At 71.8% G+C, this 15,768-nt stretch carries 13 protein-coding genes; 6 read left to right on the top strand and 7 right to left on the bottom strand.

Features of this window, described 5'->3' with window-relative positions; genetic code table 11:
• Positions 1 to 133: 133 nt before the first annotated feature.
• Both ACZ3UD_RS16565 and ACZ3UD_RS16570 read left to right on the top strand, forming a co-directional pair.
• On the top strand, positions 134 to 1,459 hold the full coding sequence (locus ACZ3UD_RS16565; RefSeq protein ID WP_396249445.1) for a UDP-glucose dehydrogenase family protein: 1,326 nt from the start codon (positions 134 to 136) through the stop codon (positions 1,457 to 1,459).
• Positions 1,460 to 1,479: 20 nt separating this feature from the next.
• Positions 1,480 to 1,809: a MazG-like family protein gene (locus tag ACZ3UD_RS16570; protein ID WP_465587201.1), complete on the top strand. Its 330-nt coding sequence runs from the start codon at positions 1,480 to 1,482 to the stop codon at positions 1,807 to 1,809.
• A gap of 310 nt (positions 1,810 to 2,119) precedes the next feature.
• Here the strand turns inward: ACZ3UD_RS16570 and ACZ3UD_RS16575 are convergent, their stop codons facing one another.
• A complete protein-coding gene (locus tag ACZ3UD_RS16575; RefSeq protein WP_465587514.1) occupies positions 2,120 to 4,975 on the bottom strand; it encodes a DEAD/DEAH box helicase in 2,856 nt (951 codons plus the stop codon).
• A 242-nt stretch (positions 4,976 to 5,217) separates the two neighbouring features.
• On the opposite strand from ACZ3UD_RS16575, the gene ACZ3UD_RS16580 reads away from it, so the two are divergent.
• Positions 5,218 to 5,592, top strand: a complete 375-nt coding sequence (locus ACZ3UD_RS16580; protein ID WP_465587203.1) for a hypothetical protein — start codon at positions 5,218 to 5,220, stop codon at positions 5,590 to 5,592.
• 29 nt (positions 5,593 to 5,621) lie between these two features.
• Positions 5,622 to 6,035, top strand: a complete 414-nt coding sequence (locus ACZ3UD_RS16585) for an ArsR/SmtB family transcription factor (RefSeq protein ID WP_465587206.1) — start codon at positions 5,622 to 5,624, stop codon at positions 6,033 to 6,035.
• Here the strand turns inward: ACZ3UD_RS16585 and ACZ3UD_RS16590 are convergent.
• Complete coding sequence (locus ACZ3UD_RS16590; protein WP_465587209.1) at positions 6,025 to 7,197, bottom strand: aminotransferase class V-fold PLP-dependent enzyme; 1,173 nt, start codon at positions 7,195 to 7,197, stop codon at positions 6,025 to 6,027. The two genes, ACZ3UD_RS16585 and ACZ3UD_RS16590, sit on opposite strands and share 11 nt — an antisense overlap.
• 83 nt (positions 7,198 to 7,280) lie before the next feature.
• Here ACZ3UD_RS16590 and ACZ3UD_RS16595 point away from each other — a divergent pair, with 83 nt between their 5' ends.
• Positions 7,281 to 9,347 carry a S9 family peptidase gene (locus tag ACZ3UD_RS16595; protein WP_465587212.1) on the top strand — a complete coding sequence of 689 codons (2,067 nt, stop codon included), beginning with the start codon at positions 7,281 to 7,283 and terminating at the stop codon, positions 9,345 to 9,347.
• An 85-nt stretch (positions 9,348 to 9,432) separates the two neighbouring features.
• Positions 9,433 to 9,810, top strand: coding sequence for a YrdB family protein (locus ACZ3UD_RS16600; protein WP_465587214.1), 378 nt, complete (start codon positions 9,433 to 9,435; stop codon positions 9,808 to 9,810).
• 125 nt (positions 9,811 to 9,935) lie between these two features.
• Here ACZ3UD_RS16600 and ACZ3UD_RS16605 read toward each other — a convergent pair whose 3' ends face one another.
• The 5 genes from ACZ3UD_RS16605 to ACZ3UD_RS16625 are packed head-to-tail and all read right to left on the bottom strand — an operon-like array spanning position 9,936 to position 15,625.
• Positions 9,936 to 10,958, bottom strand: a complete 1,023-nt coding sequence (locus ACZ3UD_RS16605) for an ABC transporter ATP-binding protein (RefSeq protein ID WP_465587518.1) — start codon at positions 10,956 to 10,958, stop codon at positions 9,936 to 9,938.
• Positions 10,922 to 11,917, bottom strand: a complete 996-nt coding sequence (locus ACZ3UD_RS16610) for an ABC transporter ATP-binding protein (RefSeq protein WP_465587217.1) — start codon at positions 11,915 to 11,917, stop codon at positions 10,922 to 10,924. The genes ACZ3UD_RS16605 and ACZ3UD_RS16610 overlap by 37 nt, the downstream gene beginning before the upstream one ends.
• Positions 11,917 to 12,903, bottom strand: coding sequence for an ABC transporter permease (locus ACZ3UD_RS16615; protein WP_465587221.1), 987 nt, complete (start codon positions 12,901 to 12,903; stop codon positions 11,917 to 11,919). Before ACZ3UD_RS16615 ends, ACZ3UD_RS16610 begins: the two co-directional genes overlap by 1 nt.
• Entirely contained in the window at positions 12,900 to 13,859 is a 960-nt protein-coding gene (locus tag ACZ3UD_RS16620; protein WP_465587224.1) for an ABC transporter permease, read from the bottom strand. The genes ACZ3UD_RS16615 and ACZ3UD_RS16620 overlap by 4 nt, the downstream gene beginning before the upstream one ends.
• An 11-nt stretch (positions 13,860 to 13,870) precedes the next feature.
• Positions 13,871 to 15,625: an ABC transporter substrate-binding protein gene (locus tag ACZ3UD_RS16625; protein ID WP_465587227.1), complete on the bottom strand. Its 1,755-nt coding sequence runs from the start codon at positions 15,623 to 15,625 to the stop codon at positions 13,871 to 13,873.
• Positions 15,626 to 15,768: the final 143 nt, after the last annotated feature.

The following is a 15,768-nucleotide window of genomic DNA, read 5'->3' on the forward strand; positions in this document are numbered from 1 at the left end:
ACTCGTTCTCCTCACCAGCCTGTGCTCCGCCGGCGTCCTCCCCGGCCACCTCCCCCCGCGGGGGCGGGGTGCGGGCGGGGGGCGCCCCCGGGGGGGCCCCCCCCCCCACCACTCCACCTCGACAAGGACCGTTATGCGCGTCTCCGTGATCGGCTGCGGCCACCTCGGCATCCCCCACGCCGCCGGGATGGCCCACCTCGGCCACGAGGTCTTGGGCGTCGACGTCGACGCCGCCAAGATCGATCAGCTCAACCAGGGCCACGCCCCGATCTTCGAGGCCGGGCTGCCTGAACTGCTCGCCAAGCACACCGCCTCCGGGCAGCTTCGGTTCACGACCAGCATCACGGAGGCCGCCGCGTTCGCCGACGTGCACTTTCTCGCGGTCGGAACCCCGATCGACGCCGACGGCCGATCGTACGACCCCGGGCAGGTCTTCGGAGCCGCCCGCGCCCTCGCGCCGCACCTGACGCGGCCGTGCACGATCATCGGGAAGTCGACCGTCACCGTCGGCACGACCGCCCACCTGACCCGCCTTGTGCAGCGCCTCGCCCCCGCCGGTGAAGCCGTTCAGGTCGTCTGGAACCCGGAGTTCCTGCGCGAAGGGCACGCCGTCGACGACACCCTGCGCCCGGACCGCCTCGTGGCCGGCGTCACCGGCCCCGGTGCCGAAGCCGTCGTGCGCGAGGTGTTCGCCCCGATCCTTGCCGACGGCTGCCCGTTGTTCGTCACCACCCCGGAGACGGCCGAGCTGATCAAGGGCGCCGCGAACACCTTCCTCGGTCTCAAGGTCTCGTTCATCAACGCCGTGGCCAACATGTGCACGGCCGCCGGCGCGGACGTGATCACCCTGGTTCAGGCCCTCGGCATGGACCCCCGCATCGGCGCCGGCGGCATGCAGCCGGGCATCGGCTACGGCGGCGGATGTCTACCGAAGGACGTACGCGCGTTCACCGCCTCCGCTGCCCACCTCGGCGCCGACGATGCCGCCGAGCTGCTGCGCGCGGCCGAGCGCATCAACGAGAACCGGCCGCGCGCCGCCGCCGACCTGATCGAAGCCTGCCTGACAAGGCCCGTGAACGGCTCCCAGATCGCCATGTGGGGCGCTTCCTTCAAGGCCGGCACCAACGACGTCCGGGAGTCCCCGGCCCTCGCTCTGGCGTCGCTGCTGCACACCCGAGGCGCGCAGGTCACGGTGCACGACCCGCACGCGAACGCTACGGCGATCGTTCGGCACCCCGAACTCGATTACGCCGACACCATCGCCGGCGCATGTCGGCAGGCGGACGCTGTCGTGATCGGAACGGAATGGCCGCAGTTCCGCGACGCCGACCCCGCCGAGCTCCGGCCTCTGGTGAACAACCCCCTGGTCATCGACCTGCGAAACGTTCTGGACGCCGCCCTGTGGCGTGCCAGCGGATGGTCCGTCCACCAGCTCGGCCGGCCCCAACCCACCAGGTGAAACCAGAAAGGGACACCACGATGGATGACCTCTTCGACGCGATCGAGAACCTGTCAGCCGTGTGCCGCGCCGCTGGCGCCGGCCTGCCGCCGGAGGAGTTGAAAGCCCTACAGGTCGGCAAGGTCGGCGAGGAAGCGGGTGAGGCCATGCACGCCCTGCATGGCCTCAAGGGACTCGCCACCTGCACCAACGACCACACCTGGGCCGAAGTGCAGAACGACCTCACCGGCGCCGTTATCGCCGCCATGATCGCCATGCACTACATCGACCCCTGCGGCTGGCGCGAGACCTTCGCCGAGGTCTTCCACCACCGGACCCGTCGGGGTCGCGAGGCGGCATCCGCCGCGTGACCCTGTCGCCCAGAGCGTCTGGGACAGGCGACCTGGAGACGAAGCCGTCGCTGCGCCTCTGCCCCCTGCCAACGGCAGGGGGCAGAGGCCCTTCATCTTCTTCTACGCAGGAAGTCACCCTGGCCGACTCCCTGTGCCGCTCCGGTCGCCGCTCCGGCGGGAGCCGAAGCGGCACAGGGAGTGGGGGGTGGGGGGTGGAAGCCGCCCAGACCGCAGGCCCGGGCGGCTTCCACCCGCCTTCATCGCTAGAAAGTCGCCGGGCACGCGGAAAGGCCCGATGTCGAACATGCGGGCCCCATCGCGTATCCGGCTAGCCCACCGAGGAGTAGGCGATGATGCCGCGGCGCAGGCCGTCGACGGCCTTGCGGGCGGTCTTGCGGAGTTCGGCGTCCTCGCCGGCCGCGTCCTGGATCTGGCCGAGGACGTCGATCAGCTGCTTGGTCCAGCGGACGAAGTCGCCGGCCGGCATGTCGGCGTCGCGCAGGACCTGGTCGAGGTTGTGGCCGAGCGCCCAGCGGTAGGCGGCCCAGGCGAAGCCGAGGTCGGGTTCGCGCTGGCCGACGCCCTCGGCGGTGTTGATCCGGTGCTGCTCCTCCAGGGCGTCCAGGTGGCCCCAGATCCGGACCATCTTGCCGAGCGCCTCCTTGGCCGCGCCCTCCGGCACCCGGGGGGCGCCGGCGTCGTCGGACTGGCGCGCCTCGTACACCAACGCCGAGGCGCAGGCGGCGAGTTCGGCGGCGGCCAGGCCGCTCCAGACGCCCTCGCGGATGCACTCGGAGGCGAGCAGGTCGAGTTCGCCGTAGAGCCGGCCGAGCCGCTTGCCGTCGTCGGTGACGGTGTCGCCCCTCAGGTAGCCGAGGTCGGTGAGCAGCCCGCAGACCCGGTCAAAGGTGCGGGCGATGGTGTGGGTGCGGGAGCGCATCCGGCGTTCCAGCAGCTCGGTGTCGCGGTGCAGCCGGTGGTAGCGCTCGGCCCAGCGGGCGTGGTCCTCGCGGTCGGAGCAGCCGTGGCAGGGGTGCTGGCGCAGTTCGGCGCGCAGCCGGGTGATCTCCGGGTCGTCGGCGGCGGCCGCGCGGCCGCGCCGGAACCGCTCGGGCTCCAGGTGGCCGGCCTTGGTGCGCAGCGCGGAGGCGAGATCGCGCCGGGACTGCGGGCTGCGCGGGTTGAAGGACTTGGGGATGCGCAGGCGCTCGATCGCGACGACCGGGTGCGGGAAGTCGATCATCGCGAGCCGCTTGACCTGCCGTTCGGCGGTGAGCACCACCGGGCGCGGGCCGTCCTGGAAGTCGGGGTGGCGCGGGCCGCCCCGGCCGGAGCGGTTGACCGGCGGCAGGCCCGGGTCGAGGACCAGGGCGAGGCCGGCGAACTTGCCGGTGGGCACGTGGATGACGTCGCCCGGCTTGAGCTGCTCGATGGACTCGATGGCGGCCGCGCGGCGCTGGCTGGTGCCCTCGCGGGCCAGCTCGTTCTCGCGGTCCTTGAGTCGGCGGCGCAGCTCCATGTACTCGTCGTAGTCGCCGAGGTGGCAGGTCATCGACTCGCGGTAGCCCTCCAGGCCCTCCTCGTTGCGCTGCACCTGGCGGGCGATGCCGACCACCGAGCGGTCGGCCTGGAACTGGGCGAAGGAGGTCTCCAGCAGTTCACGGGAGCGGTGCCGGCCGAACTGGGAGACCAGGTTGACGGCCATGTTGTAGCTCGGCCGGAACGAGGACTTGAGCGGGTAGGTGCGGGTGCCCGCCAGCCCGGCCAGCGCCTCCGGGTCGAGGCCGCGCTGCCAGAGCACCACGGCGTGGCCCTCGATGTCGATGCCGCGCCGCCCGGCCCGGCCGGTGAGCTGGGTGTACTCGCCGGGGGTGATGTCGGCGTGGGTCTCGCCGTTCCACTTGACGAGCTTCTCCATGACCACCGAGCGGGCGGGCATGTTGATGCCGAGCGCCAGGGTCTCGGTCGCGAAGACGGCCTTGACCAGTCCCTTCACGAAGAGCTCCTCGACGACCTCCTTGAACCGGGGCAGCATCCCGGCGTGGTGGGCCGCGATGCCGCGCTCCAGGCCGTCCAGCCACTCGAAGTAGCCGAGCACGTGCAGGTCCTCGTCGGGGATGTCGGCGCAGCGCTCCTCGACGATGGCGCGGACCTGGGCGCGTTCGGAGTCCTTGTTGAGCCGCAGCCCGGAGCTGAGGCACTGCTGGACGGCGGCCTCGCAGCCTGCCCGGCTGAAGATGAAGGTGATCGCGGGCAGCAAGCCCTCGGCGTCGAGCCGGTCGATGACGTCGACCCGGCCCGGGGTCCAGACCCGGCCGGGACGGCCGTTGGGCATCGAGCGGCCCCGGCCGCGGCCGAAGCGGTCACGCGGGTTGCGGTCCAGTTCGGAGCGGGCGAGCCGGACCAGCTCGGGGTTGACGGCCTTGCCGGGGTTCTTCAGGTTGTTCTTGGGACGGCCGTCCCGGTCCGGGTTGGCGAACAGGTCGTACATCCGGTTGCCGGCCATCACGTGCTGCCACAGCGGCACCGGGCGGGTCTCGGAGACGATCACCTTGGTGCCGCCGCGGACGGTGTCCAGCCAGTCGCCGAACTCCTCGGCGTTGGAGACGGTCGCGGAGAGCGAGACGAGGGTGACCGACTCGGGGAGGTGGATGATGACCTCCTCCCAGACGGCGCCGCGGAAGCGGTCGGCGAGGTAGTGCACCTCGTCCATGACGACGTAGCCGAGGCCGTCGAGGGTGCTGGAGCCCGCGTAGAGCATGTTGCGCAGCACCTCGGTGGTCATGACCACCACGGGGGCGTCGCCGTTGACGCTGTTGTCGCCGGTGAGCAGGCCGACCTTGGCCGCGCCGTAGCGCTTGACCAGGTCGCCGTACTTCTGGTTGGACAGCGCCTTGATCGGCGTGGTGTAGAAGCACTTGCGGCCCGACTGGAGGGCCAGGTGCACGGCGAACTCGCCGACGATGGTCTTCCCGGAGCCGGTGGGGGCGGCGACCAGGACGCCCGACCCGGCCTCCAGCGTCTCGCAGGCCTCCAGCTGGAAGTCGTCCAGCGGGAAGTCGTACAGCTGCTGGAAGCCGTACAGGGCGGTGGCCTGCTCCTGGGCCCGGCGACGGCTGGCCGCGTACGCCTCGGCGGGGCTGAGCTCCTGGACTTCCTGGGGCTCTGGATCGGGGGTGTTCATCGCCGTCCGGGTGTGATTGGTGTGATCTCGCATCTCAGCGAGAGGTTACCCGGGAGGAGTGACATCGATAGCACCGTTTTCCGCGCCAGGAGATCACTCCTCTCTCAGATCCATAGTTGCAAATGTCTTCAAGTGATCCGGATATGGCCAGGTTCGAATGTCTCCGGTCATTCCCGGTGGAGTCCGGCGGTTGCTCCCTACCTTCGTCGTCACAGCCACCAACTCACGGGAGGACAGCCACGATGGCGAACCTGGAGACGTCCCTCAAAGAGGCCATGGGGATCGACGGCGCGATCGGCGTCGCCCTGGTCGACTACGGCAGCGGCATGGCCCTCGGCAGCCTCGGCGACGGCGGCGAGCTGGACCTCAACGTCGCCGCGGCCGGGAACACCGACGTGGTCCGCGCCAAGATGCGGGCCATGGAGATGCTCAACCTCCACGACAACGAGATCGAGGACATCCTGATCACGCTGACCCACCAGTACCACATGGTCCGGCCGATCACGACGCCCAGCGGCCGAGGCCTGTTCCTCTTCCTGGCACTCAACCGCAGCCGCTCCAACCTCGCGATGGCCCGCCACCAGCTCAAGCGGATCGAACTCTCGCTGGAGATCTGAGCCCGCCGACGCCAGGGAAGGGGGGCCTCGTGACGGTAGCGCTCTACCAGGCCAAGGCCGAGTTCTTCCGAATGCTCGGCCATCCCGTCCGAATCCGGGTGCTGGAGCTGCTCCAGGACGGACCGACGCCCGTCCGCGGCCTGCTCGCCGAGCTGGAGGTCGAGCCCTCCAGCCTGTCGCAGCAGCTCGCGGTGCTGCGCCGGTCGGGCATCGTCACCGCCACCCGGGAGGGCGGCACGGTGGTCTACGCGCTGGCCGGCGGCGATGTCGCCGACCTGCTGCGAGCAGCCCGGCGGATCCTCACCGGGCTGCTCGCCGACCGGAACATGCTGCTCGCCGAGCTGAGGGCGGCGGGCGACCAGCCGTTCCCCGGGACGGGCCGGGACAGCCCGCCGTTCCCCGAGGCGGACGGCCGCGCCGCGCCCCGACCGGCTACTCCTTGAGCAGCTCCGCCAGCCCGTCCGCGAGCCGCTCGTACTCCGCCGCCCGGTTGTACAGCTGGGCGCTGATCCGCAGCAGCCCGCCACCGCTCCACGGGCGGACCGCGATCCGGGTGCCGAGCCGCCGCCACACCTCGGCCATCAGCGGCCTCACGTCCTCCTCCGCCTCGACCCAGCCGACCGGCAGCCGGACGGTGCGCATCCACACCCCGGGCGTCGCGGGCAGCGGCCGCAGGCCCGCCCGCTCGACCAGCACCCGCTGCCCGTAGGCGGCGAGCGCGGTGTTGTGCGCGGCCACCGCCCGCGGGCCGAGGTCGCGCAGCAGCTCGAAGCCGGCCGGGGCGGCCAGCCAGGCCGTGTAGTCGCAGGTGCCGCGCCACTCGACGTTCCACGGGAAGCCCCGGTCGTGCTCCCAGGAGAAGGTGAGCGGCCGCACCCGTTCCGTCCACTCGGGGCGGACGGCCAGCACGCCGGTGGCGCGCGGGGCGAAGGCCCACTTGTGCAGGTTGCCGAACCAGAAGTCGGCGTTCGGGTCGACCGGGGCGGGCAGCATGCCGGGCGCGTGGGCGCCGTCCACCACGGTGGTCACGCCGCGGTCGCGCAGTTCGGCGAGCAGGGCCGGACCGGCCGCCAGGCGGGCGGTGGGCGAGGTGATCTGGTCCAGGACGGCGACGGTGGTGCGCTCGTCGACGGCGGCGAGGACCGCCTCCCGTACGGCCCGCTCGTCCGGGGCGTCCAGGGGAAGCTCGACCACCACCACCTCGGCCCCGGTCTCGGCGGCCCGGCGGAGGGCGGCCCGGGTGACCACGCCGTAGCCGTGGTCGGTGACCAGGATCCGGTCGCCGGGGGCGAAGACGATGCTGTCCAGGGCGATCGCGACCGCCTCGGTGACATTGGAGACCAGGGCGAGCCGGTCCGGATCGGTGGCCAGTTCGGCGGCGATCCGGGCCCGGGCCGCGCCGATCCGGGCCGGCAGGTCGGCGAAGAAGCCGTCCGGGTCGAGTTCGTGCTCGGTTCTCAGCTCCTCCTGCACCCGCCGCACCGGGACGGGCACGGTGCCGTACGACCCGTGGTTCAGGTGCGCGGCGCCCGGCGACACGGTGAACAGGCGGTCGGCGGCGGGCAGTGGGGCCGGGGGCTCGGCGGTGCTCAGGTCGTCGACCACGGCGGTCCTCCCATGCGTGATGTGTGACATTTCACATGACAGACTACTGTTCGGGGCACGCACCGCACGACCACCATCGGGCCGTGACCATCACCGACGCCTTCCTTTCCCTCAGCGCCCGTACCGGTCGGTTCACCTACGGCGCCCCGCGCGCGTACACCGTCGCCGAGGACGGCACCCGGCTGCTGCTGCTCCGCTCGACCGGTTCCGAGGACCCGGTCGACCGCCTCCACCTGCTCGACGTCACCACCGGCGAGGAGCGCCTGGTAGCCGACCCGGCCGCGCTGCTGCCAGGGCGCACCGGCCACCGCGACGAACTTCCCGCCGTCGAGCGGCGGTTGCGCGAGCGCACCCGGCTGGTCGCCGCCGGCATCGGCGGCTGCGCGGCCACCGCCGATCTGGCGATCGCCGTCTTCGTCCTCGACGGCCGGCTCTTCCGCACCGACACCGCGGCCGGCACCAGCGATGAACTCCCGGTCGCCGGGCCCGCGTTCGATCCCCGTCCGGACGCCACCGGCCAGCGCGTCGCCTACGTCGCCGACGACGCCCTGTACGTCACACCGGGGTTGACGCCGCTCTCCCCCGCCGACGGTGCCCGCTGGGGCGTGGCCGAGTTCGCCGCCGCCGAGGAGCTCGGCCGCCCCCGGGGCCACTGGTGGCGCCCGGACGGCGGCGCGCTGCTGGCCGCCCGGGTGGACGAATCCGCCCTCCCCCGGCGGTACTTCGCCGACCCGGCCCGCCCCGGCGAGCCCGCCGAGGACTTCGCCTACCCGCAGGCCGGCGGGCCCAACGCGGACGTTCAGCTCTGGGTGCTCGGCCTGGACGGCAGCCGGGTACAACTACGTTGGGAGGAGGCCGAGTTCCCGTACCTCCGCGACGCCTCCTGGGCCTCGACCGGCGAGGTGCTGTTCACCGTGGCCGACCGGCCGCAGCAGCGCGTCCTGCTGCTCAGCGCCGACCCGGCCACCGGCGAGACCCGCGAACTCTCCCGCACCACCGACGAGTTCTGGGTAGACGACCTGCCCGGCACCCCCGCCCGGCTGCCCGACGGCCGGTTGCTCACCGCCCACGACACCCCGCAGGCCCGCGGCCTCGCCCTGGACAGCAAGCCACTGGACACCGCCGGGCTGCAGATCCGCCGGGTGGTCGGGCCGTACGGTGGCCGGCTGCTCTGCGAGACCGGCCAGGGCGACCCGGCCGACCAGTACGTCCACCTGGTCGACCCGGACGGCGGCGCGCCCGAACTCCTCAGCCCCGGACCGGGCGTGCACTCCGCGCTCGCCGCCGCCGACACCCTGCTGCTCACCTCCGCCACCGCCGAGGCAGTCACCCGCCGAGTGCTGTACCGAGGCCGCGAGGTCCAGCTCACCGATCTGAGCGCCGCCCTCCCGTACACCGTCCGCCCACAACTCGCCCGGGTCACCGAACGCGCCCTGCCCACCGCCGTGGTGTTCCCGCGCGGGCACGTCCCCGGCCGCCGGCTGCCCGTCCTGCTGGACGTGTACGGCGGGCCCGGCTTCCAGGCCGTGGCCGCCGAGCCGCGCCGCTGGCAGCTCCGCCAGTGGTGGGCCGACCAGGGCTTCGCCGTGGTCACCACCGACAACCGCGGCACCCCGTTCGTCTCCCCCGACTTCACCCGGGCGATCTTCCGCCGCTTCTCCCGAGTCTGCTTGGACGACCAGGTCGACGCCCTGCACGCGCTCGCCGCGCACCACCCCGACCTCGACCTCGGTCGGGTCGGTGTGCGCGGCTGGTCGTACGGCGGCTACCTCGCCGCGCTCGCCGTGCTGCGCCGCCCGGACGTCTTCCACGCCGCCTGCGCGGGCGCCCCGCCCACCGACTTCCGGCTGTACGACACCGCGTACACCGAGCGCTACCTCGGCCTGCCGCAGGACAACCCCGCAGGCTACGCCGACGACTGCCTGCTCACCGACGCACCCGGCCTGACCAGGCCGCTGCTGCTGATCCACGGGCTGGCCGACGACAACGTCCACCCCGCGCACACCCTGCTGCTCTCCCAGGCGCTCACCCGGGCCGGGCGCCCGCACAGCGTGCTGCCGCTGCCGGGCGTCACCCACATGACCCCGGGCGGGTTGAACGAGCAGCTCGCGACGGCCGAACTCGCCTTCCTGCGAGCGTCTTTGGCGTGATCCATTGAGTCCGATCCGGCCGGACTGGGACACTCCGCACAACCGCCACCCGCCCGGGCGGCTCGGCGAGACGGGGAGAGCTCGGATGAGGATCGAAAGACCCGGCCCGGTCGGCCGGCGACAGTGGACCCCGCTGACGGCCACCAACGCGGGACTCGCCTTCGGACTGGAGCTCGCCATGCTGGCAGCGCTCTGCTACTGGGGCTTCAAGACCGGCTCCAACCTGGCCACCCGGCTGCTGCTGGGACTCGGTGCGCCGGCTCTGGCGGCCACCGTCTGGGGGCTGTTCCTGGCGGCGGGCGGGCCGAAGTTCCGCCCCCCGCTGGGCATGGCGATCGTGCTCAAGGTGCTGGTCCTGGAAACGGCGGCGCTGGCGCTGCACACCTCCGGCCGGAGCACCCTGGCGGTGGTCTACGCGGTGCTGGTGGTGGTCAGCGTGGCCTTGGAGTACACCGCGAACTGACGTCATCGGCGTACGGAACGGCCCCGGCCCCCCGACGAAAAGGGATCCGCAGAGCGGTGGAACCCGGTCGGACGCGGCCCTCGTGAGGTTCCCCGCCGCGCCCGACCGGGGGTCTGTGGCGGCCCTCAGGCCTCCGGGAAGTGGCAGGCCGCCTCGCGCAGGCCCGTTCCGACCACCCGCAGCAGCGGCCGCTCCGTCCGGCACACTTCCTGCGCCTTCGGGCAGCGCGGGTGGAAACCGCACCCGGCCGGCGGGTTGGCCGGGCTCGGCGGGTCGCCCAGCAGCACGATCCGCTCCCGGGCCCGCTCGGCGGCCGGGTCCGGCAGCGGTACGGCGGACAGCAGCGCCCGGGTGTACGGGTGCGCCGGGTTGCCGTACACCTCGGCCTTGTCGCCGATCTCGACGATCCGGCCCAGGTACATCACCGCGACCCGGTCACAGACCCGCTTGACCACCGAGAGGTCGTGCGCGATGAACACGTACGCCAGGCCCAGCTCGCGCTGCAACTGCTCCATCAGGTTGACCACTTGGGCCTGGATGGAGACGTCCAGCGCGGACACCGGCTCGTCGGCGATCACCAGCTTCGGCGAGGTGGCCAGCGAGCGGGCGATGCCGATGCGCTGCGCCTGGCCGCCGGAGAACTCGTGCGGGTAGCGGTCCAGGTGCTCGGGGATCAGCCCGACCAGCTCGATCAGCTCGGCTGCCCGCTTGCGCGCCTCGGCCGCGCCCGTGCCCTGGACCAGGAGCGGTTCGGAGATGATCCGGGCGACCGTCTGGCGGGGGTTGAGCGAGGAGTACGGGTCCTGGAAGACCATCTGCAAGTGCCGTCGGTGCGGCCGCAGTTGGGCCTGAGAGAGGCCGCCGATCCCGATGCCGTCGAGGGTGACGGTGCCCGAGGTCGGGTCGAGCAGCCGGACGATCATCCGCCCGGTGGTGGACTTTCCGCAGCCGGACTCGCCGACCAGGCCGAGCGTCTCACCCGCGCCGAGGTCGAAGCTGACCCCGTCCACGGCCCGGATCGGTGCCCCGGCCCGCCCGGTTCGGCCGCGCCGCCCGGGGAAGGTCTTCACCAAGTCCCGTACGGACAGCAGTGGTTGGTCGGTCACAACGGTCACAGCGCTCCCTCCGGCACCAGCGGCAGGTGGCAGGCGGCCTGGTGGCTGGGGGCGAGCGGGCCGAGTATCGGGCGCTCGGCCAGGCAGCGGGCGTGCTCCTCGACGGACGCGGCGGTGGTGCGGGCGCAGCGCGGGGCGAAGGAGCAGCCGGGGGCGGGGGCGATCAGCGACGGCGGGCTGCCGGGGATGGCCCGCAGCGGGGCGTCGTCGGTGTCGTCCAGGCGAGGCAGCGAGTCCAGCAGACCGCGGGTGTACGGGTGCGCGGGCTGCGCGAACAGCCGTTCCACCGGAGCCTGTTCGGCCGCCCGGCCGCCGTACATGACCAGCACCTCATGGGCGACCCGGGCGACCACGCCGAGATCGTGGGTGATCATCACGACGCCGAGGCCGCGTTCCTGCTGGATCCGGGCGATCAGGTCGAGGATCTGCGCCTGGACGGTGACGTCCAGGGCGGTGGTGGGCTCGTCGGCGATCAGCAGCTCGGGTTCGCAGGCGAGCGCCATGGCGATCATGACGCGCTGGCGCATGCCGCCGGAGAACTGGTGCGGGTACTCGTCCACCCGGCGGGCCGGCTCCGGGATGCCGACCTCGGCCAGCATCTCGACGGCCCTGGCCCGTCCGGCCTTTCGGCTCGCCTTGAAGTGCACCCGGTAGTGCTCGGCGATCTGCTCGCCGACGGTGTAGAAGGGGTGCAGGCTGGACAGCGGGTCCTGGAAGATCATCGCGATCCGCCGGCCCCGGACGGCGCCCAACTCCCGCTCCCCCAGCCCGTTCAGCTCCTGCCCGCCGAGCCGGATCGAGCCGGTGACGGCGGCGCCGCGGTGCAGGCCCATGACGGCGAGCGATGTGACGGACTTGCCGCTGCCGGACTCGCCGACCAGGCCGAGGGTGCGCCCGGCCTCGACGGTGAAGGAGATGCCGTCGACGGCCCGGACGGTGCCGCGCGGGGTGTCGAAACGGACCCCGAGGTCCTCGACTTCCAGGAGAGTCATCAGTACCTCACTCTTGGGTCGACGTACGCGTAGAGCAGGTCGACCAGCAGGTTCGCGGCGACGATGAAGGCGGCCGCGAGCAGGGTGACGCCGAGGATCACGGGCTGGTCGGAGCGGACCAGCGCGTCGTAGAAGAGCCGTCCCACCCCGGGCAGTCCGAAGATCGACTCGGTGATGACGGCCCCGGCCAGCAGCCCGCCGAGGTCCATCCCGAGGATGGTCAGGATCGGTGTCATCCCGGAGCGCAGCCCGTGCTTGACGGCGACGGTCGTGGCGGGCAGGCCCTTGGCCCGGGCGGTGCGGATGTACGGCTCGGCCATCGCCTCGATCATCGAGTTGCGGCTCTGCCGGGCGTACATGGCCGCGTACAGCAGGGCCAGGGCGATCCACGGCAGCAGCAGGTTGGAGGCCCACTCGACGGGGTTGTCGGTGAACGCGTGGTAGGCCGGGTAGGGCAGCAGCCCGGCCGTCCTGACGACGCCCCAGATCAGCATGATCGAGGTGAAGTAGACCGGCAGCGAGGCGGCGCCGACCGAGAGCACCATCAGCGCCTTGTCGGTCGCCGAGCCCTTGCGCAGCGCCGAGGTGACGCCCGCGCCCAGGCCGAGGACCAGCCAGAGCACGGCCGCGCCGACGGCCAATGAGACGGAGACCGGCAGCCGGTCGGTGAGCAGGTTCCAGACCGGCAGCGAGTACTCGTAGGAGTAGCCGAGGCAGGGGAAGCCGCAGTGGGTGGCGCTGGGCCCGCTGCCGTAGTCGCGCCCGGCGAAGATGCCGCCCACGTACGTGGCGAACTGCTCCCAGACCGGTTTGTCGAGCCCCATCGCGGCCTTGACCTCGGCGATCCGCTCGGGACTGCAGGTCTTGCCGCAGGCGGCCACCGCCGGGTCGGAGGGCAGCAGGTAGAAGATGGTGAAGGTGATCGCGCAGATCGCCAGCAGGATGCCGAGCGCGCCCAGCAGCCGGCGGCCGAGGTAGAGGATCACGACCGGCCTCCCCGCGGGTCGAGGATGTCGCGCAGCGCGTCGCCGAGCAGGGTGAAGGCGAGCACGGCGAGGAACAGGAAGGCCGTCGGGATCAGGAAGTACGTCGGGTCGGTCTCGTAGAAGCTGATGCTCTCGGCGATCATCTGGCCCCAGGAGGGGGTCGGCGGGCGCACGCCCACACCGAGGTAGCTGAGCGCGGCCTCGGTGGCGATCATGCCGGGGACCAGCAGCGTGGTGTAGGCGATGATCGGGCCGGAGACGTTGGGCAGGATCTCGCGGGTGAGGATGCGCCAGGAGCGGGCACCGCCGACCTTGGCGGCCTCCACGTACTCGCGGTGCTTGAGCGAGAGGGTCTGCCCCCGCACCACCCGGGCGATGCCGGGCCAGGTGAACATCCCGATCACCAGGGTGATCAGCAGGACCCGGTTGACGTCCTTGGCCACCGACATCATCGAGATCATGAAGATCAGCGACGGGAAGGACATGGTGAGGTCCATCAGCCGGGACAGCACGGTGTCGGTCCGCCCGCCGAAGTAGCCGGCCGCGATGCCGACCAGGGTGCCGGTCACCACGACCACGGCGGTGGCGGTGAAGGCGATCAGCAGCGAGACCTGCCCGCCGTGCAGCACCCGGGCGAACAGGTCGCGCCCGGTGGCGGGTTCGACGCCCAGCCAGTGCCGGGTGCCGATCCCGCCGAAGTCACCGATCGGCAGTCCGCCCAGGTACGGGTCCACGGCACGCTTGTCGAACTCCTCGGGGCTCCAGCCGCCGAGCGCGCTCAGCGGCCCGGCCAGCGCGACGAGCAGGACCAGCAGGGCGACGACGACCAGGCCGAAGCGGGCCGATCCCTTGGCCCAGAGCTGGTCCCAGACCAGCCGCCAGGGCCCGCGGCCGGAACGTTTCATCGGGCCCGGCCCGACCGTGTCGGCCGCGGCCGTTTCGATGGTGGTACTCATCGGACGGTCCCTCAGCCCTGGCTCTTGGCGGGGTCCTTGAGGCCGATCGTGGCGAAGTCCCACTGACCGGTCCACACCGGGTGGCCGAAGGCCCCGGCCACGTTCGTCCCGGCCAGCAGCGGGCGGCGCTGCCACAGCATCGGCACGGTGGGCGCCTTCTTCATCAGGTCCTCGTTGAGCTGCACCCAGGCCTTGTTGGCCTCGGTGACGTCGGTCATCGCGTTGATCTGGTCCATCCGGTCCTCGGTGGCCTGGTCGCGGAACTGCTCGACGTTGCCCTGGTTGCCCTTCTCCTTGATGGTGCGGCCGTCGAAGACCAGCGGCAGGAAGGTGGCACCGGAGGGGTAGTCCGGACACCAGCCGAGGATGGCGAGGTCGGGGGCGTTCTTGGTGTCACCGATGGTGTCGTAGTAGACGGACGGGTCGGCGGTGGTGATGGTGACCTGGATGCCGACCTTCGCCAGCGACTGCTGCAGGGCCTCGGCCCGGGTCTTGTCACCGGAGGAGACGGTCAGCGAGACCTTGAGGTCGGTCTTGCCGGCGTCCTTGAGCAGCTGCTTGGCCTTCTCCGGGTCACCGGTGGCCGGGATCTTCAGCGGGTCCAGCCTGGTTCCGCCGGACAGCGCGGGCGGCAGGTAGGAGGTGGCCACGTCCCCCATCGCCGGACCGCCGTTCGCGGTCACCTGGGCGTCCCGGTCCACCGCGTACATCAGCGCCTCGCGGACCTTGGGGTCGTCGAACGGCGCCTTGGAGGTGTTGGGGTACAGCATGTCGGTGCAGCCCTGCTGCTCGGCGATCAGCCGGGACTTCACATCCGCCTTGGGCAGCACCTTGGCGACCGACTCGGGCCGCAGGTTCATCCATTCGACCGCGGAGGCGTCCGCGCCCTCGCTGGCGATGATCCGGTCGTCCACCTGGCCGCCCTTGAGGCCCTCGGTGACCACGATCCGGTCCGGGTAGGCCTTGCGGACCGGGTCGGTGGACTGGTCCCAGTTGGTGTTGCGGACCAGGACCAGCTGCTTGCCGCGGTCGTAGGTCTCGATCTTGTACGGGCCGGAGGAGAACGGCCGCAGGTCGTACTGGGTGCCCTTGTCCTGGGACTGCGGGACGGGGGCGAAGGTCGGCAGGGTCGCGGTGTACGAGAACTCGGCGACCGGGCGCTTGAGGTGGAAGACGATCGTCCTGTCGTCGGGGGTCTCGATGCTGGCCAGGTGCTCGCCGTTCAGCGGGCCCTTGTAGTTCTCGCCGCCGGCCAGGTACTGCTGGGCGTAGTCGGGGCCGCCGGTGAGGTCCGGCGCGAAGGAGCGCTCGACGTTGTACTTGACGTCGGCGGACTTGATCGGCGTGCCGTCCTCGTACTTGACGCCGTCCTTGAGGGTGAACGTCCAGGTCTTGCCGCCGTCCGAGGACTTGCCGAGGTCGGTGGCGAGGTCGGGGACGATCTCGCTGCCCGCCGCGCCGGGCTCGGCCTTGAAGGTGACCAGGGTGCGGTAGAGCAGCCGGATGCCGAAGTCCATGTTCGGCATGGTCCAGTTGCGGGCCGGGTCGAGGTGGGCGAAGTCCTGGTTGGACAGCACGGTCAGGGTGCCGCCCTTGACCGGGGTGCCGCCGACGATCGTCCCGGACGAGGCTCCGGGGGCTCTGGTGCTGCCGGCCGCGGCACCGTCGCCGCCGCTGTCGCTCTTGTCGTTCTTGCAGGCCCCGAGGCCGAGGGTGAGGGTCGCCGCGAGGGCCGCCGCGAGGAGGGCATGGGTGCGCCTGGTCATGTGCAACTCCGCTGTGGGGGGCCTGCTCTGGCCGCTCCGCTGTGTGACCCGTAACATAGTAATGTGAAATTGCACTCCACAAGAGGTGGCGCCGGCCGTTACCCAGCTGTGTCCGTGCGCTCTCACCTCCCCAGCCCCGCCTA

Source organism: Kitasatospora sp. NPDC023118, from assembly GCF_055560875.1.